Origin of the sequence: Amycolatopsis balhimycina FH 1894, assembly GCF_000384295.1 — a bacterium.
Taxonomy (GTDB): domain Bacteria; phylum Actinomycetota; class Actinomycetes; order Mycobacteriales; family Pseudonocardiaceae; genus Amycolatopsis; species Amycolatopsis balhimycina.
Genome location: NZ_KB913037.1, coordinates 621,604 through 644,135 on the forward strand (window position 1 = coordinate 621,604; position 22,532 = coordinate 644,135).

Annotated in this window: 6 protein-coding genes; 2 read left to right on the forward strand and 4 right to left on the reverse strand. The window is 73.2% G+C overall.

The genetic code is table 11. From position 1 onward, the window contains the following. Positions 1 to 41: 41 nt before the first annotated feature. Together A3CE_RS0102050 and A3CE_RS0102055 are read left to right on the forward strand one after the other, a co-directional pair. A complete protein-coding gene (locus A3CE_RS0102050; protein WP_020638403.1) occupies positions 42 to 1,712 on the forward strand; it encodes an ABC transporter ATP-binding protein in 1,671 nt (556 codons plus the stop codon). After that, on the forward strand, positions 1,709 to 3,460 hold the full coding sequence (locus A3CE_RS0102055) for an ABC transporter ATP-binding protein (protein ID WP_020638404.1): 1,752 nt from the start codon (positions 1,709 to 1,711) through the stop codon (positions 3,458 to 3,460). Before A3CE_RS0102050 ends, A3CE_RS0102055 begins: the two co-directional genes overlap by 4 nt. A gap of 216 nt (positions 3,461 to 3,676) precedes the next feature. Here A3CE_RS0102055 and A3CE_RS0102060 read toward each other — a convergent pair whose 3' ends face one another. The 4 genes from A3CE_RS0102060 to A3CE_RS0102075 form a co-directional block, all read right to left on the reverse strand. Then, entirely contained in the window at positions 3,677 to 3,886 is a 210-nt protein-coding gene (locus tag A3CE_RS0102060; protein ID WP_020638405.1) for an MbtH family protein, read from the reverse strand. A gap of 11 nt (positions 3,887 to 3,897) precedes the next feature. Then, entirely contained in the window at positions 3,898 to 4,923 is a 1,026-nt protein-coding gene (locus A3CE_RS0102065; protein ID WP_020638406.1) for an ABC transporter substrate-binding protein, read from the reverse strand. A 67-nt stretch (positions 4,924 to 4,990) separates the two neighbouring features. Then, positions 4,991 to 5,407, reverse strand: coding sequence for an aspartate 1-decarboxylase (gene panD / locus A3CE_RS0102070; RefSeq protein ID WP_020638407.1), 417 nt, complete (start codon positions 5,405 to 5,407; stop codon positions 4,991 to 4,993). 3 nt (positions 5,408 to 5,410) lie between these two features. Further along, positions 5,411 to 22,480, reverse strand: a complete 17,070-nt coding sequence (locus tag A3CE_RS0102075; protein WP_020638408.1) for a non-ribosomal peptide synthetase — start codon at positions 22,478 to 22,480, stop codon at positions 5,411 to 5,413. Positions 22,481 to 22,532 lie beyond the last annotated feature (52 nt).

A 22,532-nucleotide genomic window follows, 5' to 3' on the forward strand; every position in this document is an offset into this window, starting at 1 on the left:
GACTAGCCTTACCTATCCCAGCACAGGACAGGGAGGCTCGGGTGGGCACGACGGGACGGGAAGTCCTCCGCCGTTCGATCGCCGGGCAACGGCGGCCGGTGACGCTCGCGGCGTTGCTGACCGCCTGCCACCAAGGCGGCGAAGCGCTGGTACCGGTGGTGATCGGCGTGATCGTCGACCAGGCCGTGGCCAACGGTTCGGCAGGCACGCTCCTGCTCTGGCTCGCGGTGCTGGGCGTCCTTTTCGCCGCGCTGTCGAACAGCTACCGCCTGGGCGCCCGCTTCGGCGAACGCGCCGCGGAACGCGCCGCCCACGACCTCCGGCTCGCGCTCGGACGCCGGGTGCTGCACCCCGGCGGCGTCGCCGACTCCGGCACCCTCGCGGGCGAGCTGGTGAGCATCGGGACGTCGGACGCCAAGCGGGTCGGCACGGTCAACGGCGTGCTGCCGTTCGGTGTCGCGGGCCTGGCCGGGCTGCTCGTCAGCGCCGTCGCGCTGCTCACCATGTCGCTTCCGCTCGGCCTGCTCGTGCTGCTCGGCACGCCGCCGATGCTGTGCCTGGCGCACCTGGTCGGCAAGCCCCTCGAACGCCGCAGCGAGGCCGAGCAGGAACGGTCCGCGTTCGCCTCCGGCGTCGCCACCGACCTCGTCGCCGGGCTGCGCGTGCTCAAGGGCATCGGCGCCGAACGCGCCGCCGTCGACCGCTATCGCCGGACCAGCCAGGACTCGCTGCGGGCGACGCTGCGCGCGGCCCGCGCCCAGGCCTGGCACAACGGCGCGCTGCTCGCGCTCACCGGGATCTTCATCGCCGTGGTGGCGCTCGTCGGCGGCACCCTCGCCGCCGCGGGTGACATCAGCGTCGGGGACCTGGTCGCCGCGGTCGGGCTCGCGCAGTACCTGATCACGCCGTTCACGCTCTTCTCGTGGGTCAACGGCGAGCTCGCGCAGGGCCGGGCGTCGGCCGCGCGCATCGCCGACGTGCTGAACGCGCCCCCCGCCGTCGGCGGCGGGGACGCCACGCTGCCGGTCCCGGCGGCCGGGCACGTGAAGCTTTCCGGGCTGCGCCGCGGCGCCCTGCGTGACGTCGGCTTCGAAGCCCGGCCGGGCGAGCTGCTCGGCGTGGTGGCGACCGACCCGGCCGCCGCGACCGACCTCCTGGACTGCCTCGGCCGGGCCACCGACCCGGACGGCGGTTCGGTGTCGGTCGACTCGGTCGACCTGTCCACTGTGGACCCCGGCCGGGTCCGCGAAGTCGTGCTGGTCGCCGCGCACGACGCGGACCTGTTCGCCGGGACGGTCGCCGAGAACGTGACGGCCGGGCCGCTGGCCGCCGAGGCGATGTCCGCGGCCGCCGTCGAGGAGGTGGCGAGCGCGCTGCCCGGCGGCGTCGCGACCGCCGTCACCGAGCGCGGGCGGTCGCTGTCCGGCGGGCAGCGCCAGCGGGTCGCGCTCGCGCGGGCCCTCGCCGCCGACGCGCCGGTGCTGGTGCTGCACGACCCGACGACCGCCGTCGACACCGTGACCGAGGCCCGCATCGCCGCGGGTCTCGCGGAACTGCGGCGCGGGCGCACGACGATCCTCGTGACCACCAGCCCGGCGCTGCTCGCCGCGACCGACCGCGTCGTCCTGCTCGACGACGGGCGCGTGGCCGGCGAAGGCAGCCACGCCGACCTGGCCGGCCGGGCCGACTACCGGGCGGCGGTGCTGTCGTGACTTATGAACTGCTGCCGGTGGCTGACGGCCGCCGGATCCGCGCCGTCCTCGGCGAACTGGTGGGCCGCTCGAAGGGCCGCGCCGCCGCCGCGTTCACGACGCTCGTCGCGGCCACCGCGATCGGCCTGCTCACCGCGCCCCTGCTCGGCCGGATCGTCGACCTGGTCGCGACGCGCCGTCCGGCGGCCGACCTCGTGCCGCCGGTCGTGGGCCTGGTGCTGGTCGCGCTCGCCCAGGCGGTCGCGACCGCCGTCGGAGTGTCGCTGGTGGCGCGCCTGGGCGAGACGATCCTCGCCGAACTGCGCGAACGCTTCGTCGAACGCGCCCTCGGACTGCCGCTCGAACAGCTCGAACGCGCCGGGTCCGGCGACCTCACCGCCCGTGTGACGAACGACGTCTCGGTCGTCTCGGAAGCGGTCCGGCAGGCGCTGCCGGAGCTGGGCCGGTCGGTGCTGACCGTCGTCCTGACGCTCGGCGCGCTGGCGGTGCTCGACTGGCGGTTCCTGCTCGCCGCGCTGGTGGCCGTGCCGATCCAGCTGTGGACCGTGCGGTGGTACGTGCCGCGCGCGAAGCCGTTGTACGCCTCGCAGCGTGAGGCGGTCGGAGCGCAGCAACAGCAACTGCTCGACACGATCGGCGGGGCGAAGACGGTCCGCGCGTTCCGGCTGGCCGACACGCATCTCGAACGGGTGCGGGAACGGTCCGGCACGGCCGTCTCGCTGGCACTGCGCGGGATCCGGCTCGTGACGCGGTTCTACTCGCGGCTCAACTTCGCCGAGTTCGTCGGGCTGTCTGCGGTGCTGGCGATCGGGTTCCTGCTGGTCGGCGCGGACGCGGTCACGCTCGGCGTGGCGACGGCCGCGGCGCTGTACTTCCACAGCCTGTTCGGGCCGATCATGAGCGCGCTGGCGCTGGTCGACGACGCCCAGGCGGCCGCGGCGAGCCTGGCGCGGCTGATCGGCGTCGCCGACCTGCCCGCCGAGACGTCGCCTTCGCGGCCGGCGCGGCCGGTCGACGCGTCCGTCAAGACCGCGGGGATCGGCTACTCCTATGTGGACGGTCATCCCGCGTTGCAGGACGTCGACCTCGGCGTCGCGCCCGGCGAGCGGATGGCGCTGGTCGGGGCGAGCGGAGCCGGGAAGACGACGCTGGCGAAGCTGATCGCCGGGATCCACCGCCCGGACACGGGGTCGGTCACGCTCGGCGGCGTCCCGCTGGACGAGCTGGGCCCGGAGGCCACGCGCCGGACGGTCGCGCTGATCAGCCAGGAGGTCCACGTCTTCGCCGGTCCCCTGGCCGACGACCTGCGGCTGGCGCGCCCGTCGGCGTCCGACGGCGAACTGCGGGCCGCACTGGCGAAGGTGGGGGCGCTGTCCTGGGCGTCGTCCCTTCCGGACGGACTCGCGACGGTCGTCGGCGAAGGCGGCCACCAGCTGACGGTGACGCAGTCCCAGCAGCTCGCGCTGGTCCGGCTGGTGCTGGCCGACCCGCCGATCGCGATCCTCGACGAGGCCACGGCCGAGGCGGGCAGCGCGGGCGCCCGGGTGCTGGAGTCCGCGGCCGCGGCGGCGCTGGAGGGACGCACGGCGCTGGTGGTAGCGCACCGCTTGACGCAGGCGGCGGCGTCCGACCGGATCGTCGTCCTCGACGCGGGCGCCGTCGTGGAGTCCGGAACCCACGACGACCTCGTCGCCGCGGGCGGCCAGTACGCGAAGCTGTGGGCGGCCTGGTCCGGCCAGCGCACCTGACCCGTGTCGACCCTCCAATCACGCGAGTCGACCGCCTGATCACGCGAGTCGTCCGTTCCGGTACACGGAACTCCCGTGATCGGGCGCGGTACTCGCGTGATTGAAGCCGGAACTCGCGTGATTGGAGGGGCATCTCGCGTGATTGGAGGGACGACACGCGTGCTTAGGAAGACGACACGCCGGGAGCCCGTGGCTCCCGGCGTGTCGGTGGGAAGGTCAGGCGTCCATGGCGTCGGCCAGGGACTTCGGGCGCATGTCCGTCCAGTGGGCTTCGACGTGGTCCAGACAGGACTGACGGGACGCGGGGCCGAAGGCGGCCGTCCAGCCGGCCGGGACGTCGGCGAACTCCGGCCACAGGCTGTGCTGGTTCTCGGCGTTCACCAGCACCAGGTACGTGCCGTCAGGGTCTTCGAACGGGTTGGTCATCGCGGGCCTCCTCAGGCGGTGACGTCGGTGCGGGCACCCTTCACCAGCGCGGTCAGCTTCTCGATGACCGGCGTGGCGAGCAGGTGGTTGAAGCGCGGCTCGGCGGACCAGTCGCCGAGCTGGCCCGCCTTGACCGCGGGCAGCTGGTTCCACGTCGGGAACTGCGTCATCTGCGCGCGCGGCAGCGCGTACGACCGCGTGTCGGTGAGGATCAGGTCCGCCGGGTACTTGCCCGCCTGCTCCCAGGACAGCTGCTCCCAGTAGTCCTCGGTGCCGCCGCCGGAGACGATGTCCAGCCCCAGCTCGCGGTAGTACGCGAGGTCGGCGAAGTACTCCGGCTTCGCGATGTACAGGCCGTCCTTGTCGCCGTACAGCACCAGGACCTTGAGCCCGGCCTTTTCCTTCGCCGCCGCGCGCAGGTCCTCGGACGCCTTGTCGAAGTCTTCCTTCGCCTTCTTCATGGTCTCGGAGTTCGCGTCGCCGCCGAGCGCGACGGCCAGCTGCGAGTAGCGCTCGATCACCTTCGGCAGCGCGACCTTGTACTCGGAGAGCGCGACGATCGGCGCGATCTGCTGGGCCTTCGGGCCGAGGTCGTCGGTCAGCACCCACATGTCCGTCGGCTTGGTGCCGGTCAGGCCGGTGACGACCAGGTCGGGCTTGAGCGCGGCGAACTTCTCCATGCTGAAGTCGTCCCACGCGTTGCCGATCGAAGTCACGGCGCCGAGGTCGATGTTGCCGGCCTGGATCTCCTTGCCGCCGGTGGCCGTCTTCTGCGGGCCGAAGACGCCGACCGGGCGGACACCGTAGTCCCACAGCGCGGCGGCCGCGCTGACGTAGGCGACCACGCGGGCGGGACGCTGCTCGCGCGCCGCCTTCTGGCCGCGGTCGTCGGTGAACTCCCACGGGCCGGAGGCGGCGGCACCCGAAGAAGACTTGCCATCGCCGCACGCGGTGAGCGCCGCGGCGGCGGCGAGCCCGCCCGCCCCGATCAGGAATCCACGCCGGCTGAGCCCGGCAGCGCCATGAAACACGGACATGAGAACCTCTCGCCAGCTTTTAGGATAGGCACACCTTATTTAGGGCAGCCTCTCAAAAGCAACTGTGTCAGCGCCCACCTCGGCCCGAGAGCTGCGCTGAAGCGCCGGGCACCGGCTCGGCCGGGTCGTGGCCCAGGTGGACCTGGCGGTTGTCGCCGTCCACGTGCACCACGCGCGGCCGGTGGGCGGCGCGCTCGGACTCGGCGATCTGGGCGTAGGTGATGATGATGACCAGGTCGCCGGGGTGTACCAGGTGCGCCGCGGCGCCGTTGACGCCGATCACGCCGGAGCCCGGCTCGCCGGTGATGGCGTAGGTCTCCAGCCGGGCGCCGTTGGTGATGTCGACGACCTGGACCCGCTCCCCCTCGACGATGTCCGCGGCGGCCATCAGCTCGGCGTCGATGGTCAGCGAGCCGACGTAGTGCAGGTCGGCCTGCGTGACGGTGGCTCGGTGGATCTTGGCGTTCATCAGGGTGCGGTGCACGGTCTACCTCGCGTCTCGGGTCAACAGCGCGGCGAGCCCGGCCGCGGTCGGGGTACGGAAGAACTCGGCGATCTCCAGCTCGGTCCCGAGCCGCTCGGTGATGCGGTTGCGCAGGACCACGAGCAGCATCGAATGGCCGCCGAGGGTGAACAGGTCGTCGTCGGCGCCGACCGCGGCGACGTCCAGGACCTCCGCGAAGATCTCACAGAGAGCCTTTTCCAGGGGTGTTTCCGGCGCCCGGCCGCGAGCCGCGACGTCGGGTACCGGGAGCGCCGCCTTGTCCAGCTTCCCGTTGGGGGTCACCGGGAACTTCTCCAGGGGCACGATCGCCGCGGGCACCATGTATTCCGGCAGGGACCGCGCGAGGAACTCCCGCAGCTCCACCGGATCGGCGGTCGCCGGGGTCGTGTACGCGACCAGCCGCTTGTCCCGGTCCTCACGGACGACGACCAGCGCCTGGCCGACGTCGTCGTGCCGGGTCAGCGCCGTCTCGATCTCGCCCGGCTCGATCCGGAAGCCGCGGATCTTGACCTGGTCGTCGGTGCGGCCGAGGTATTCGAGCTGCCCTCCGGGCCGCCACCGCACGAGGTCGCCGGTGCGGTACATCCGCTCCCCCGGCGGCCCGGACGGGTCGGCGACGAACCGGTCCGCGGTGAGCGCGGGACGGCCGTGGTAGCCGCGGGCCAGACCGGCGCCGGCCAGGTACAGCTCGCCGGGCACTCCGGCCGGGACCGGGCTGAGGCCGCCGTCGAGGACGTACGCGCGCGTGTTGTGCACCGGACGGCCGACCACCGGCCGGTCGGCGTCGCGGAAGCGGCCGACCAGAGCGTCCACAGTGGTCTCGGTCGGGCCGTAGAGGTTGTACGCCTCGGTCCCCGGCATCGACCGCAGCTGCTCCCACAGCGGCTGCGAAACGGCTTCACCGCCGACGCCGACCACGCCGAGAGCGCACCGGCCGTCCGAGATCACCCCGGCCGCGGCCAGCTGGGCGAAGTGCGACGGCGTGAGTTCGAGGAAGTCGAGCCCGCGCTCGCGCACCACCGCCGCCAGCCGGTCCGGGTCGCGGCGGGTGTCGTCGTCGACGACGTGCACCTCGTGCCCGTCGAGCAGCCACAGCTGCGGCTGCCAGGACGCGTCGAAGAAGAACGCCCACGCGTGCCCGACCCGCAGCCGCCGCCCGCCCGCGGCCGCGACCGCCGGGCGGTAGAGCGTCTCGCGGTGACTGTGGAACAGGTTCACCAGCCCGGAGTGCGGGATCACGACACCCTTCGGGTTGCCCGTCGAGCCGGACGTGTAGAGCACGTACGCCGGGTTGGCGGGCGACGGCGGGGTCAGGGCCGCGTCACTGTCCACAATGTCCTCGACGAACAGCGCCCCGGGGACCGGCGAAGCCAGCGAACGGCTGGTGAGCACCAGCGCGGCACCGGCGTCGGCGAGGATCGCCGAGATCCGGTCCCCCGGCTGGTCGGGGTCCACGGGCAGGTAGGCCGCCCCCGTCTTGAACACGCCGAAGATCGCCTCGACGACCGCCGCGGACCGGGGCAGCACCAGCGCCACGACCTTCTCCGGCCCCGCGCCCTGGGCCGCGAGCCACCGGGCGAGCCGGTCGGTCCGCGCGGCGAACTCCGCGAACGTGAGGCTCTCGCGAGCGTCGCTCAGCGCGATCGCGCCCGGGGTCGCCGCCACCTGCGCGGCCAGCCGGTCGACGACCGTCGGCGCCGGAAGCGTCAGTGGCGCACCGGCACCCCAGTCGCGCAGGATCCGGTCCCGCTCAACGGAGTCGAGGACGTCGATCCGGCTCAGCGGCCGGTCCGGGTCCGCGACGACCGCCGCCATCACCCTGACCAGGCGCTCGGTGAGCGTCCGGGCGGTCGGTTCGTCGAAGAGGTCGAGGCTGTATTCGAGGTCGCCGTCGATGCCCTCGGCCGTTTCGACCAGGTCGAACGACAGGTCGAACTTCGCCTGCCGCAGCCCGGTGTCCCGGTAGGCCGCGTCGAGCCCGAGCAGCCGTCCGTCCTCCGTGCCCGAGTGGTAGACCGCGAGCATGACCTGGAACAGCGGGTGCCTGGCCAGCGACCGGGGCGGGTTGAGCAGCTCGACGAGGTGCTCGAACGGCAGGTCCTGGTGGGCGTACGCGGCGAGGCCGGCCTCGCGGACGCGGGCCAGGAGCTCCCGGAACGTCGGGTCGCCGCCGGTGTCCGTCCGCAGCACCAAAGTGTTGACGAAGAACCCGGCGAGGTCGTCGAGGGCGTGGTCGGTGCGGCCGGCCACCGGCGTCCCCAGCGGGATGTCAGTGCCCGCGCCGAGCCGGGTCAGCAGGGCGGCCAGCGCCGCCTGCAGCACCATGAACGTGCTGGTGTCACTGCCGTGCGCCAGCTCCCGCAGTCCACGGTGGACGTCGGCGGGCACGGTGAACGGCACGGCGGCGCCGCGGTTCGTCGACCGCGCCGGGCGCGACCGGTCGACCGGGAGCGCCAGTTCGTCGGGGAGGTCCGCGAGGGTTTCCCGCCAGAACGCGGCCTGGCGGCCGAGGACGCTGTCCGGGTCGCCGGCCCGGCCGAACGACTCCCGCTGCCACAGCGTGTAGTCCGCGTACTGCACCGGCAACGGCGTCCACTGTGGACTTTCACCGCGCAGCCGGGCGGCATACGCGGTGTCGAGGTCACGCTTCAGCGGCGGCAGCGACCAGCCGTCGCCCGCGATGTGGTGCACCAGCAGCACGAACACGTGCCGCTCCGGCCCGGCCGACACCAGGGTGGCCCGGATCGGGATCTCGGTGTCGAGGGTGAAGCAGTACGACGCCGCCGCGGTGACGCGCTCGTCGAGGTCGGCCGTGGCGACGGTCTCGGTGACCAGCACCGGCTCGGCCCGGTCGAGCACGACCTGCCGCGGCGTGCCCTGCTCTTCGACGAGGAGCGTCCGCAGGATCTCGTGGCGCGCCACGACATCGGACAGCGCGGCCCGCAGGGCGCCGACGTCGACCGGGCCGGTCAGCTCCCACGCCCACGGGATGTTGTAGGTCGCGTTCAGCCCGTCCAGGCGATCGAGGAACCACAGCCGCTGCTGCGCGAACGACAGCGGCAGCACCTCGGGCCGCTCGGCCGGGACCAGAGCCGGCCGGCTCCGGCGTCCGGGGTCGAGGAGCCCAGCGAGCCGGGCCGGGGTCGGCGCGTCGAACACCGCCCGGATCGGCACCTCGACGCCGAGCAGCGCCCGGATCCGGCTGACCAGCCGCGTCGCCAGGAGCGAGTGGCCACCGAGCGCGAAGAAGCCGTCGTCGGGGCCGACCACCGGGACGCCGAGGACGTCGGCGAACAGCTCGCACAGCGCCTGCTCGGCCGGGGTTCGCGCGACGCGCCCCGAGGTCCGGACCTCGGGGTCCGGCAGCGCGGCGCGGTCGAGCTTCCCGTTGGCGTTGACCGGCAGCTCCGGCAGCACGACGACCGCCGACGGCACCAGGTATTCCGGCAGCTGCTCGGCCACCCGAGCCCGCAGCGCGACCGGGTCGCCCGACGGTGCCACGTAAGCGATCAGCCGGTTGCCCCGGGCGATCACGGCCGCGCGTGCCACCGAGGCGTCCGTGGTCAGCACGGCCTCGACCTCGCCTGGCTCGACCCGGAAGCCGCGGATCTTGATCTGCTGGTCGGCGCGGCCGAGGAACTCCAGTGCGCCGTCGGCGCGCCGCCGGACCAGGTCGCCGGTGCGGTACATCCGCTCCCCCGGCTCGAACGGCGAGGCGACGAACCGCTCTGCGGTGAGCGCGGGACGGCCGAGGTAGCCCCGGGCGAGCCCGGCGCCGGCCAGGTACAGCTCGCCGCGCACGCCCGGCGGCACCGGCCGCAGCGCGGTGTCGAGGACGTACGCGCGGGTGTTCGCGATCGGCCGCCCGATGGCCACCGGACCGCAGACCTGGACCAGGCTGTCGCCCGCGACTTCCGAGCAGCCGTACAGGTTGACCAGCTTCGCCGACGGCCAGCGGGTCGCCACCTTCTCGGCGAGCGCAGCGGAAAGCGGCTCCCCGCTGGTGATCCACGTGGTCACCGACTCGAACGCGTCGGCCGGGGCGTCCTCGGCGAAGCTGTCGAGGAGGCTCGGGACCACGGTGAGCACCTGCGCGCCGGACTCGCGGACGAATTCGGCCAGGGCCATCGGATCGGTGGCCGTCGTGTCGTCGGCGAGGACGACCGGGTCGCCCGCGACGAGCCCGCCGAGCAGCTCGGTGGACCCGTCGATGAACGTCAGCGCACTCTTGGCCGCGCGCACGCCCTCGGCGAGGTCGCGGCCCCAGTACAGCCGGTTGGCCAGCGCCCGCTGGGTTCCCGCCACCGCCTTCGGACGGCCTGTGGAACCGGACGTGAAGATCACGTACGCCGGGTTGTCCGGGCTGATCGGCGGCCAGGCATCCGGTTGGTCCGCGGTCGAGCCGGGACGGACCAGGCGGTCCCCGAAGCCATCCTCGGCGACGACTAAGTGCGGTGCCGCGTCGGTCAGCATCAGCTCGATGCGCTCGGCCGGATGGTTGAGGTCCAAGGGCAGGTACGCGGCGCCGGCCTTGAGCACGGCCAGGAGCGCGACGACCAGCTCGGGCGACCGCGGCAGCGCGACCGCCACCACCTGTTCCGGGCCCGCGCCGCGCGCGAGCAGCGCCCGGGCGAGCGTCGTGGCCCGGGCATCCAGCTCGGCGTAAGTGAGCCGCGCGGAGCCGAAGACCAGTGCGGTCGCGTCCGGTGTCCGGGCCACCTGCGCGGCGAACAGCTCGGCGGCCGTCTCGGCGGACAGGGGTGTGGCGGGGGCAGCGGCGAGCTGTTCGCGCTCGGCCTCGGTGAGCAGGTCGACGGCGCCGATCCGGGTGTCCGGGTCGGCCACGACCGCCTGCAGCAGCGTCCGGAGCCGGTCCAGGATCGCTTCGACGCTCGCGCGGTCGAAGACGTCGCTGTTGTACTCCGCGGTGCCGCGGATCCCGGCTTGGTGACCCGGCTGTTCGCCGACGAAGAACGTCAGGTCGGCCCGGGCGGTGCCGGTGCGGACCGGCTCCTCCACGGCGGTCAGGCCGGGCAGGGCGAGGTCGGCGACGGCGTTGTTCTGCCAGGCGAGCATCGTCTGGAACAGCGGGGGGTAAGCCGGCGACCGGACCGGGTTCAGCACTTCGACGAGCCGTTCGAACGGGACGTCCTGGTGGGCGTAGGCGTCGAGGCTGCGGTCCCGCACCCGGGCGACGAGGTCCCGGAACGACGGGTCGCCGCCGGTGTCCACGCGCAGGACCAGGGTGTTCACGAAGAACCCGACGAGGTCGTCCAGGGCCTCGTCGGTGCGGCCGGCGATGGACGTGCCGAGCGGGATGTCGGTGCCCGCCCCGAGGCGGGTGAGCACCGCGGTGAGCCCGGCGTGCACGACCATGAACACGCTGGCGCCGCACGCGCGGGCCAGCTCGACCAGTCCACTGTGGAGCTCGGCGTCCCAGCCGAAGGCGAACTGCTCGCCGCGGTAGGACGCCTCCGCCGGGTGCGGCCGGTCAGTGGGCAGTTCGATCCGGTCCGGCAGGTCGGCCAATGCTTCACGCCAGTAGGCGAGCTGCGGTTCGATCACCGGCTCGCCGAGGACGTCCCGCTGCCACAGCGTGTAGTCCGCGTACTGCACCGGCAGTGGAGTCCATTGTGGAGCTTCTGCGGCTTGGCGGGCGGTGTAGGCCTTCGCGAGGTCGCGCCACAGCGGCGCGGTCGACCAGCCGTCCGACGCGATGTGGTGGAACACCAGCACGAGGACGTGCTCCCGGGCCCCCAGGCGCAGCAGTTCCGCCCGCAGCGGAAGCTCCGCCTCCAGCCGGAACACCGTGCCGGCCACTTCGGACACCGCGTCGGCGAGCGTGGCCTCGGTGACCGTGCGCAGCGGCAGCGGGATCGCGACGTCGTCGAGGACGAGCTGCCGGGCTTCGCCGCCGACCTCGGGGAAGACGGTCCGCAGCGCCTCGTGGCGTCCGACCACATCGGACAGCGCGGCCCGCAGCGCGTCGACGTCCAGGTCTCCGGTCAGCCGGACCGCGCTCGGCATGTTGTACGTCGCCGACGGGCCTTCGAGCCGGTGCAGGAACCACAGCCGCTGCTGGGCGAACGACAGCGGCAGCACGTCCGGCCGCGGATCCGCGCGCACGAGCGCCGGACGAGCTTGCCCGGCGGTGGACAGCAGCGCGGCCAGCCCGGCGACCGTCGGCGTCTCGAACACCGACCGCACCTGCAGCTCGACGCCGAAGACCGCGCGCAGCCGCGCGACCAGCCGCGTCGCCATCAGCGAGTGCCCGCCGAGGGCGAAGAAGTCGTCGTCGACGCCGATCGAGGCGGTGTCGAGGACCTCGGCGAAGAGGCCGCACAGGACTTCCTCGACCGGCGTCCGCGGGGCCCGGCCGGCGGTGACGGCCTGCTTGTCGGGGCTCGGCAGGGCCCGGCGGTCGAGCTTGCCGGAGGCGAGCAGCGGCAGCCGGGCCAGGATCACGAAGGCCGACGGCACCATGTACTGCGGCAGCCGGTCGCGGACGTGCGTCCGCAGGGCCGTCACCAGCGCGTTCGTGTCCCGTTGCCCGGCCGGGTGGTTGCCCAGGGTTTCCAGGGCGGCTCGGACCGGGCGGACGCGGTGGATCCGCGTCGGCTCACCGGTGGTGAACACGACCTCCAGCGCGCCTTCGTCCGCGGTGAGGGTCGCGCACACCCGGTAGCCGAAGCGCTCGCCGAGATCGTGCAGGGTCTCGGGATCCACGCCATCCCTGCTGTCCAAGGAGGACAGTGCCGCATCGGGGTCGCCCGCGGCGAGCGCGGTGACGGCGGCGAGTTCGCCGGACAGCCGGGCGTTGGGCACCCCGGTCACACGCACCCGGCCCGGGCGCGTTTCCAGGAGCCGGTCCAGGTCGGCGACGGACTCGAACGTCACGACCTGCTCTTCGGGCGTGGCGAGCTTCGGCGCCTTCCGCAGGACGACGTCGTAGCGGTGGCGGGTCAGCTCGTTGTGGGCGTGGCCGCGCTTGACCCACAGGTCGACGTCGTCGAAGCCGCCGAGGTCCCGGGCCAGCGCCGGGAAGAAGTCCGGGTCGAGGACGAGTTCGCCGTCCCGCGCGATCGCCTGGTCGACCGCGGCCGTGTCCCGGCGGCCGTGCCGCAGCTCGGTCGCGGTCCGGAACGCCCGCAGCGAACGCAGGTTGCGGATGTCGCCGAGGAAGATCACCCCGCCGGGGAGGACCCGCGCCGCGGCCGTGCGGACGACTTCGGCGAGGTAGCCGACGCTCGGGAAGTACTGCGCGACCGAGTTGACGATCACCGTGTCGAATTCCGGCAGCTCGCCCAGGTCATGGGCCGGGCGCGCGGCCAGGTGGACCTTGCCCGCGAACGGCGTCCCGGCGAGTTCGCGCCGCAGGTTCGCGATCGCCCGCTCGGACAGATCGACGCCCCAGTACTCTTCGGCGTCCGGCGCGATCCGGGACAGGATCAGGCCGCTGCCCACGCCGATCTCCAGCACCCGCCCGAGAGCGCCACTTTCACGTGAAAGTGGCGCTTTCGCCAGGGAACGAATGCGCTCGATCGTCGCCGCGTGCCACTCCCGCATCTCGCCGAGGGGGATCTCGGACCCGTCGTAGCTGGAGTTCCAGCCGGTGAAGTTCTCCTCCAGCCCAGCCGAAGCCGCGTCGGTGAAGACGTTCTCGTGCAGCTCACGCCACTCGCCGACGTGGTCCAGCTCGGCTTCCTCGTCACGGCCGGCGGCCGGGACGGCGTAGGCGACGAGCCGCCCGTCCTGCGCGAGCACGACGGACTGCCCGACGGCCGGGTGCTCGGCGAGCACGGCTTCGATCTCGCCCGGCTCGATGCGGTAGCCGCGGATCTTGACCTGATCGTCGGCCCGGCCCAGGAACACCAGCCGTCCATCCGGCAGCCACTTCACCAGGTCACCGGTCCGGTAGAGCCGCCCTCCCGAACCGAACGGGTCCGCGACAAACCGCTCCGCCGTCAACCCTGGCCGCCCGAGATAGCCGCGCGCCAGGCCCGATCCGGCGAGATACAGCTCCCCCACCACACCCGGCGGGACCGGCCGCAGACCGGCGTCGAGCACGTAGGCCCGGGTGCCCGGGTCGGGGATGCCGATCGGAACGACCGTCGCTTCCGCCAGCTCGGCCGGGTCGCTCTCCCCGAGCGTCGAGTTGGTGGTCGCTTCGGTCGGGCCATAAGCGTTGAACATCCGCCGCCCCGGCGCCCACCGCCTGACAAGCTCCGGCGACACCCGTTCAGTCCCCGCCAGCAGCACGCTGTCGCGCGGGAGGTCGCAGTCCTCCGGCAGGGCGTCGAGCAGCGCGGGCGGGAGGATCATGAAGTCCACGCCGTGCCGATGCGCGTACTCGGTCAGCGCGGGCCCGGCGACCCGGCGCTCGGCCGGGACGACGACCAGGCGGCCGCCCGAGAGCAGGCCGAGGCACAGGTCCCAGAACGCGACGTCGAAACTCGGCGACGCGAACTGCAGCACCCGGCTGTGCGGTCCCACGCCGAACCGCTCGGACTGCGTCGCGACGAGCTTGGCGACACCGGAGTGCTGGAGGACGACGCCCTTCGGCCGCCCGGACGAGCCGGACGTGTAGATCACGTACGCCGCGTTCTCCGGCTTGACCATCACCGCCGGGTCCGCTGTGGACATTCCGTCCAGGGCCGGATCCTCCAGGAGGACCCGGGGGACGTCCGGGGGCAGCTTCGCGTCGATCTCCCGCGTCGTCACCACGCAGACCGGGGCCGCGTCCCCGGCCATGTAGGCGATCCGGTCGCCCGGGTAGTCGACGTCGACCGGCAGGTAGGCGGCGCCGGCCTTGAGGACGGCCAGTTCGGCGATGATCATGTCCAGCGATCGCGGCACGGCCAGCGCGACGACCCGCTCGGGCCCGGCACCGCGCTCGACCAGCAGGTTCGCGAGCCGGTTGGCACGGGCGTCCACTTCGGCGTAGGTGAGTTCGACGTCTTCGAACACGAGCGCCACCGCGTCCGGGGCCTCGGCGACGCGGCGGGCGAACATCCCCGGGAACGTCTCGGTACCGGCCGGTTCGAGGGAGCCGGCCCACCGGCCGAGCACCCGATCGCGCTCGTCGCCGGCGAGGAGGTCCAGCGCCCCGACCGGGCGGTCCGGCTCGGCCAGCGCCGCGCGCAGCAGCACTTCGAGCCGCCGCAGGATCGCGTGGGCACCCGCGTGGTCGAAGACGTCCGCATTGAACTCCAGCACGCCCGCGATCCCGGCGTCGCGCTCGGTCAGCGAAATCGCGAGGTCGAATTTCGACGTCCCGGTGGTCACCGGGATCTCGGTGACGGTCAGGCCGGGCAGGACGACCTCGGCGCGGGCGTTGTTCTGCCCGGCGATCATCACCTGGAACAGCGGGTGGTACGACAGCGACCGCGCCGGGTTCAGCACCTCGACCAGCCGCTCGAACGGGACGTCCTGGTGGGCGTACGCGTCGAGGTTGCGCTCGCGGACGCGCGCCACCAGGTCGCGGAACGACGGCTCGCCGCCGGTGTCGACGCGCAGGACGAGCGTGTTGACGAAGAACCCGACGAGGTCGTCGAGGGCTTGGTCGGTGCGGCCGGCGATGGGCGAGCCGATGGGCACGTCGGTGCCCGCGCCCAGCCGCGTGAGCAGCGCGGCGAGGGCCGCGTGCACGACCATGAACACGCTCGCGCCGCACTCGCGGGCCAGCCTGGCCAACCGGCTGTGCAGCCCAGCGTCCCAGGTGAAGGTGTGCAGCTCGCCGCGGAACGTCGCGGCCGCCGGGTGCGGGCGGTCCAGCGGCAGCTCGATCCGGTCCGGCAGGCCGTCCAGCGCGGCACGCCAGTAGGCCAGCTGGGCGGACAGGACGCTGTCCGGGTCGTCCTCGCGGCCGAGCAGTTCCCGCTGCCAGAGCGTGTAGTCCGCGTACTGCACCGGCAACGGCGTCCACTGTGGACTCTCACCGGCGCGGCGGGCGGTGTAGGCCGTGGCGATGTCACGCCACAGCGGGGCCATCGACCAGCCGTCGGAGGCGATGTGGTGGAACACCAGGGCGAAGACGTGCTCCCGATCGCCCAGGCGCAGCAGCTCGGCGCGCACCGGCACGTGCCGCTCGAGGTCGAACGGCCCGCGGACGAGCCCGGTCAGGGCTTCGCCGAGGTCGGCGACCGCACGCACCCGGAGGGTGACGTCCGCGTCCTCGACGGCCAGGATGTCCTGGTACGGCACGCCATCCCGCTGCGGGAACCGGGTCCGCAGCGCCTCGTGGCGGCCGACCACGTCGGCCAGCGCCGCGCGCAGCGCCTCGACGTCGACCTCGCCTTCGAGCCGCATGACCAGCGGGACGTTGTAGGTGGCCGACGGGCCTTCGAGGTGGTGCAGGAACCACAGCCGCTGCTGGGCGCCGGACAGCGGCACCGGCGACGGCCTGCGCACCGGCATCAGCGGCGGGCGCGCGGCCCCGGCGCCGGTGGCGAGCACCCCGGCCAGGCCCGCGGGGGTCGGCGTCTCGAACACCGACCGGATCTCGACCTCGGCGCCCAGTGCCGCACGGATCCGCGCGATCAGCCGGGTGGCCAGCAGCGAATGGCCGCCGAGGGTGAAGAAGCTGTCGTCCGGGCCGACCCGCGGCAGGCCGAGGACGTCGGCGAACAGCTCGCACAGCTGCCGTTCGACGGGAGTGCGCGGCGCCCGGCCGGACGTCGGCGTCACCGGGTCCGGGGACGGGAGCGCGCGGCGGTCGAGCTTGCCGTTGGCCGTCACCGGGAGCGCGTCGAGCAGCACGATCGCCGACGGCACCATGTGGTCCGGCAGCCGGGCGGCGGCCAGAACCCGCAGCTCGGCGAGCAAGGCGCCGGTTCGGGGACCGGCCGGCACGACGTACCCGACCAGGCGGACGTCGCCCGGCCGGTCTTCGCGGGCCACGACGACGGCGTGGGCGACGTCGTCGTGCGCGGACAGCGTCGCGGCGATCTCGCCGGGCTCGACGCGGAAGCCGCGGATCTTGATCTGCTCGTCACCGCGGCCGAGGAACTCCAGCACGCCGTCGGGGCGGAAGCGGGCGAGGTCACCGGTGCGGTACATCCGGGCGCCGGGCGCGCCGAACGGGTCGGCGACGAACCGCTCCGCGCTGAGCCCGGGCCGGCCGAGGTAGCCGCGGGCGAGCTGGACTCCGGCGAGGTAGAGCTCCCCCGGCGTGCCCGGCGGCACCGGGCGGAGGGCGGCGTCGAGGACGTACGTCCGCGTGTTCCACACCGGACGTCCGATCGGGACAGTCGTGTCCTCCGTGGACGTTTGCCACGAGGTGACGTCCACCGAAGCTTCGGTGGGGCCGTAGAGGTTGTGCAGCTCGGCGCCGAGCACCCGGCCGAACTGCGCGACCGCGTCCGGCGGCAGGGCCTCGCCACTGCACAGCACCCGGCGCAGGCTCGTGCACTCCGCCGCCGCCGGTTCCCGCAGGAAGACCTGAAGCATCGACGGGACGAAGTGGACGGTCGTGATCCCGCGTTCCCGGATCAGCCGGGCGAGGTAGGCCGGGTCCTTGTGGCCGTCCGGCCGGGCCAGGACCTCGGTGGCGCCGGTGACGAGCGGCCACAGGAATTCCCACACCGAGACGTCGAAGCTGGACGGCGTCTTCTGCAGCACGCGGTCGTCGCCGGTGAGGCCGTACTCGTCTTGCATCCACAGCAGCCGGTTGACGATTCCGGCGTGCGGTACGACGACGCCCTTGGGGCGGCCGGTCGACCCGGAGGTGTAGATGACGTATGCCGGGTGCTCCGGCCCGAGCACGACATCGAGGGGCGCGTCCGGGACTCCGGCGAGGACGTCCGGATCGTCCAGCGGCAGCGCGCCCGGAATCGCGGTCTCCGCGGTGGCGAGCACCAGAGCCGGTTGCGCGTCTTCGAGCATGAACGCGATGCGGTCGGCCGGGTAGCCGGGGTCGAGGGGCAGGTAGGCCGCACCCGTCTTGAGAACGGCGAGGATGGCCGTGACCAGGTGTGCCGAGCGCGGCAGGGCCAGGGCGACCACGCGCTCGGGCCCGGCGCCGCGCGCGGCGAGCACGCGGGCGAGGCGGTTCGAGACAGCGTCCAGCTCGGCGTAGCTGAGCTCTTCGTCCTCGAAGACCAGGGCCGGGTGATCCGGGGTCCGCGCCACCTGGGCGGCGAACAGCTCGGGCAAGGTGACCGCGGGGACGTCCTGGACGGCACCGGACCAGACGTCGGCCAGGCGGTCGCGTTCGGCCGGGGTCAGTACCTCCAGGGACCCGAGCCGGCGGTCCGGGGCCGAGATGACCTGGCGCAGCAGCAGTTCGAGGCGGTCGAGGAGACCGTGCACGGTGGCGCGGTCGAACACCTCGGTGTTGAATTCGGCCTCGCCCTCGAGGCCGCCGTCCTGCTCGGTGAAGGAGAACCAGAGGTCGAACTTGGCCGTGCCGGTGCCGACGTGCTGCGTGGTCACGGTGAGCCCGGGCAGCCCGGCGCCGGTGCCGGGGGTGTTCTGCCAGGCGAGCATGGTCTGGAACAGCGGGTGGTGCGCGAGCGACCGGGCCGGGTTGAGCGCTTCTACCAGCCGCTCGAACGGGACGTCCTGGTGGTTGTAGGCGTCGAGGCTCCGCTCGCGGACGCGGGTGACGAGGTCGCGGAACGACGGGTCGCCGCCGGTGTCGACGCGCAGGACGAGGGTGTTGACGAAGAACCCGACGAGGTCGTCCAGTGCCGGGTCGGCGCGTCCGGCGATCGGGGTGCCGAGAGGGATGTCGGAGCCGGCGCCGAGCCGCGACAACAGTGCCGCCAGACCCGCATGGACGACCATGAACGGGCTGGCGCCGCACGCCCTCGCGAGGTCGGCGAGCCCGTCCTGGAGCCCGGCATCCCAGGTGAAGGTGAAGAACTCGCCGCGGTGGGCGGAGACCGGCGGGTGCGGCCGGTCGAGCGGGAGGGTGAGCCGCTCGGGCAGGGCGTCAAGCGTCTCACGCCAGTAGTCGAGCTGGGCGGTTTCTTCGGTTTCGAGGAGATCCCGCTGCCAGAGCGTGTAGTCCGCGTACTGCACCGGCAACGGCGTCCATTGTGGAGCTTCACTGCGCAGCCGGGCGCGGTAGGCCGTGGCGATGTCGCGCCACAGCGGGGACAGCGACCAGCCGTCGGCGGCGATGTGGTGCAGGACGACGACCAGCACGTGCCGGCGCGGGTCGACGGCCAGGAGCCCGGCGCGCAGCGGCACGCCTGCGCCGAGGTCGAACACCTCGCGGACCAGGCAGTCCACCACCGTGTCCACTTCGGACTCGGCCACCGCGCGGACGGGCAGCTCCACCGTACTTTCGTCCAGCACCTGCTGGTACGGCTCGCCATCGGCGGCCGGGAAGACCGTCCGCAGCGTCTCGTGCCGCGCGACGACGTCGTTCAGCGCCGAGCGCAGCGCCTCGACGTCCAGCTCACCGGCCAGCCGGACGACGAGCGGGACGTTGTAGGTCGCCGACCCGCCGTCCAGCCCGTGCAGGAACCACAGCCGCTGCTGCGCGAACGACAGCGGCAGCCGGTCCGGCCGCTCGGGGACGCGGACGAGCGGGCGCCGCTCGGTGCCGGCGACAGCCCCGGACAGGAGTTCCGCGAGCGCGGCCGGCGTCGGCGCGTCGAACACCGCCCGCACCGGCACCTCGGCACCGGCGGCCGCGCGGATCCGCTGGATCAGCCGGGTGGCCAGCAGCGAGTGGCCGCCGAGCGCGAAGAAATCGTCGTCGAGCCCGGCCTGCGGAAGGCCGAGGACATCGGCGAACATCTCGCACAGCAGCTGCTCGACGGGATTGCGGGGCGCACGGCCCGGGCCGGCCCACCGCTCCGGGCTCGGCAGGGCCTTGCGGTCCAGCTTGCCCGACGCCAGCACCGGCAGCTTGTCCAGCACGACGAACGCCGAAGGCACCATGTACAGCGGCAACCGGTCTCGCACGTGCGCCCGCAGCGACGCCACCAGCGCCCCGGTTTCGCGCCGGGCCGCGGGGTTGTTGGCATAGGACGCGGGCGCGCCGGCCTGGCGCACCGGCCGGTACGCGGTTCCGTCCTCGCCCTTCATGAAGACGGCCTCCAGCTCACCGCTCTCGGCCGCCCACGTCACCGCGACGCGGTAGCCGGCCTGGTCGCCGAGCCGGTGCAGGGCTTCGGGGTCGACGCCGTCGCGCCGCTCGAGGGCGGCCAGTGCCGCGCCGGCGTCGCCGGTGTCCAGGGCGCGGACCGCCGCCAGCTCCCCGGCCAGCCGCGCGTCCGGGATCCCGGTGACCCGCAGCCGCGCCGGCGTCTCGGCGGTCAGGAATCGTTCCACCGCAACGAGATCGCCGAACGCGACGACCTGCTCGTCGGCCACTTCCGGCTTCGGCACCTTCCGCAGGACGACGTCGTAGCGGTGCCGGGTCAGCTCGTTGTGCGCGGTGCCGCGCTTCACCCACAGGTCGACGTCGTCGAAGCCCTCGAGGTCCCGGGCCAGTGCCGGGAAGAAGTCGGGGTCGAGCACCAGTTCGCCCTCGCGCGCGATCGCCTGGTCGACCGCGGCGACGTCGCCCCGGCCGTGCCACAGCTCGACCGCCGTGCGGAAGGCGCGCAGCGAGCGGAGGTTGCGGATGTCGCCGAGGAAGATCGTCCCGCCCGGCTTCAGGACACCGGCGGCGGTCCGGACGACCTCGGCGAGGTAGTCCGCGCTCGGGAAGTACTGCGCGACGGAGTTGATGATCACCGTGTCGAAGTCCGGCAGCTCGCCCAGGTCGTGCGCCGGCCGCGCGGCCAGATGGACCTTGTTCGCGAAGGGCATCGCCGCGACCTCACGCCGGACGTTCTCGATCGCGCTCTCGGAAAGGTCGACACCCCAATAGCTTTCGGTCTCCGGTGCGATCCGCGAGAGGATCAGGCCGCTGCCGACGCCGATCTCCAGCACCCGCTTCGGCCCCAGCGAACGAATCCGCTCGATCGTCGCCGCGTGCCACTCCCGCATCTCGTCGAGGGGGATCTCGGACCCGTCATAACTCGAGTTCCAGCCGGCGAAGTTCTCCTCGATGCCCGTCGAGCCGGCGAGCATCTCCTCGTGGACGTCGTGCCATTCGTCGACGTGACCCTGCTCGGCCGCCTGGTCGCGGTCGGGCACCGGCACGGCGTAGGCGACGAGCCGGCCGTCCTGCGCGACGACGACCGACTGGCCGACGCGCGGGTGCTCGGCGAGCACCGACTCGATCTCGCCGAGCTCGATGCGGTAGCCGCGGATCTTGACCTGGTCATCGGCCCGGCCCAAGAACACCAACCGCCCGTCCGGCAGCCACTTCACCAGGTCACCCGTGCGATACAGCCGGCCGCCGGAACCGAACGGGTCCGCGACAAACCGCTCCGCCGTCAACCCCGGCCGCCCGAGATAACCACGCGCCAGACCGGATCCGGCGAGGTACAGCTCCCCCACCACGCCGGCCGGGACCGGCGCGAGATATGCGTCGAGGACGTACGCGCGGGTGCCCGGGTCCGGCACGCCGATCGGCACGGCCGAACCGGGGGCGATCTCCGGGTCGCAGAGCCCGAGCGTGGAGTTGGTCGTCGCCTCGGTCGGGCCGTAGGCGTTGAACATCCGCCGCCCCGGCGCCCACCGCCGGACGAGCTCCGGCGACACCCGCTCGGTCCCGGCCAGCAGGACGCTGTCCCGCGGCAGGTCGCAGTCCTCGGGGAACTCGGCCAGCAGCGCGGGCGGCAGGATCATGAAGTCGACGCCGTGCCGATGCGCATACTCAGCCAGCTCGGAACCGGGCACGCGCCGCTCGGCGGGGACGATGACCAGGCGGCCGCCGGAGAGCAGACCGAGGCACAGGTCCCAGAACGCGACGTCGAAACTCGGCGACGCGAACTGCAGCACCCGGCTGTGCGGCCCGACGCCGAACCGCTCGGACTGCGTCGCGACGAGCTTCGCCACGCCCGCGTGGGAAACCACGACCCCCTTGGGACGGCCGGTCGACCCGGACGTGTAGATGACGTAGGCCGCGTTCGCCGGGACGATCTCCGCGCGCGGGTCCGTGTCCGGGCCCGCGCCGAGGTCGATTTCGTCGAGGAGCAGGACATCGCCGTCGAAGCGGTCGGCGAGATCGGCGGTGGTCACCACGCAGACCGGGCGCGCGTCGGCGACCATGAACGCGATCCGCTCGGCCGGGTAGTCCTGGTCCAGCGGCAGGTACGCGGCACCGGCCTTCAGCACAGCCAGCTCGGCCACGATCATCTCGGGCGAGCGGGGCACGACGAGCGCGACCACCCGTTCGGGCCCGGCGCCCCGTCCGATGAGGACGTGGGCGAGCCGGTTGGCGCGCGCGTCCAGTTCGGCGTAGGTCAGTTGTTCGTCCTCGAAGACCAGCGCCACCGCGTCCGGTGCTTCCCGGACGCGGGCCGCGAACAGCTCCGGCAGGGTCGACAGCGGCGCATCGAGGTCCGTGTCGTTCCAGTCGTCCAGCATCCGGCGCAGTTCCGGCTCCGGCACGACTTCCAGCCGTGCGACCGGACACTGTGGACGCCTCGACGCGTCGGCCAGGAGGTGTCCGAGGTGCCCGAGCATCCGGTCCACAGTGGACTCGTCGAGGACGTCGGCGCGGTAGCCGGCCACCAGCACGCCGTCGGCGACCGTGAGGTTCAGGTCGAGCGGGAGGTCGGTCTCGGCGCCGAAGCCGACGTTGACCAGCACCGATCCCCCACGCCCCGGCTCGGGCTCCACCTCGGCGACCAGGTCGGCGAACGGGACCTGGTGCGCCAGAGCCTCTTCGCGCGCTTCACGCACCCGCGTCACGACCTCGGCGAAGCCGGGCGAACCACCGAGATCCACCCGGAGCGGCACCAGCGAGCCGACGCCCACCACGACGTCGGCGGTGCCCGAATACCGGGACAGCAGCACGACGAACGCGGCGAGCAGAGTCAGCTCGTCGGCCTCGGGCACCGGCCTGATCAGCCGTCCCGCGACCGGCTCCGCGGAGTACGGCCGGTCGACCGGCAGCGGCAGCTCCTTCGGCGCCGAGGCGAGGCGATCACGCCAGAACCCGAGCCTCGACACCTGCTGCACAGCGTCACCGTTGCTCACCGGTAGACCAGCCTCCCGCTGCTCACGGCACCCCGATCGGGATGCAAACTTA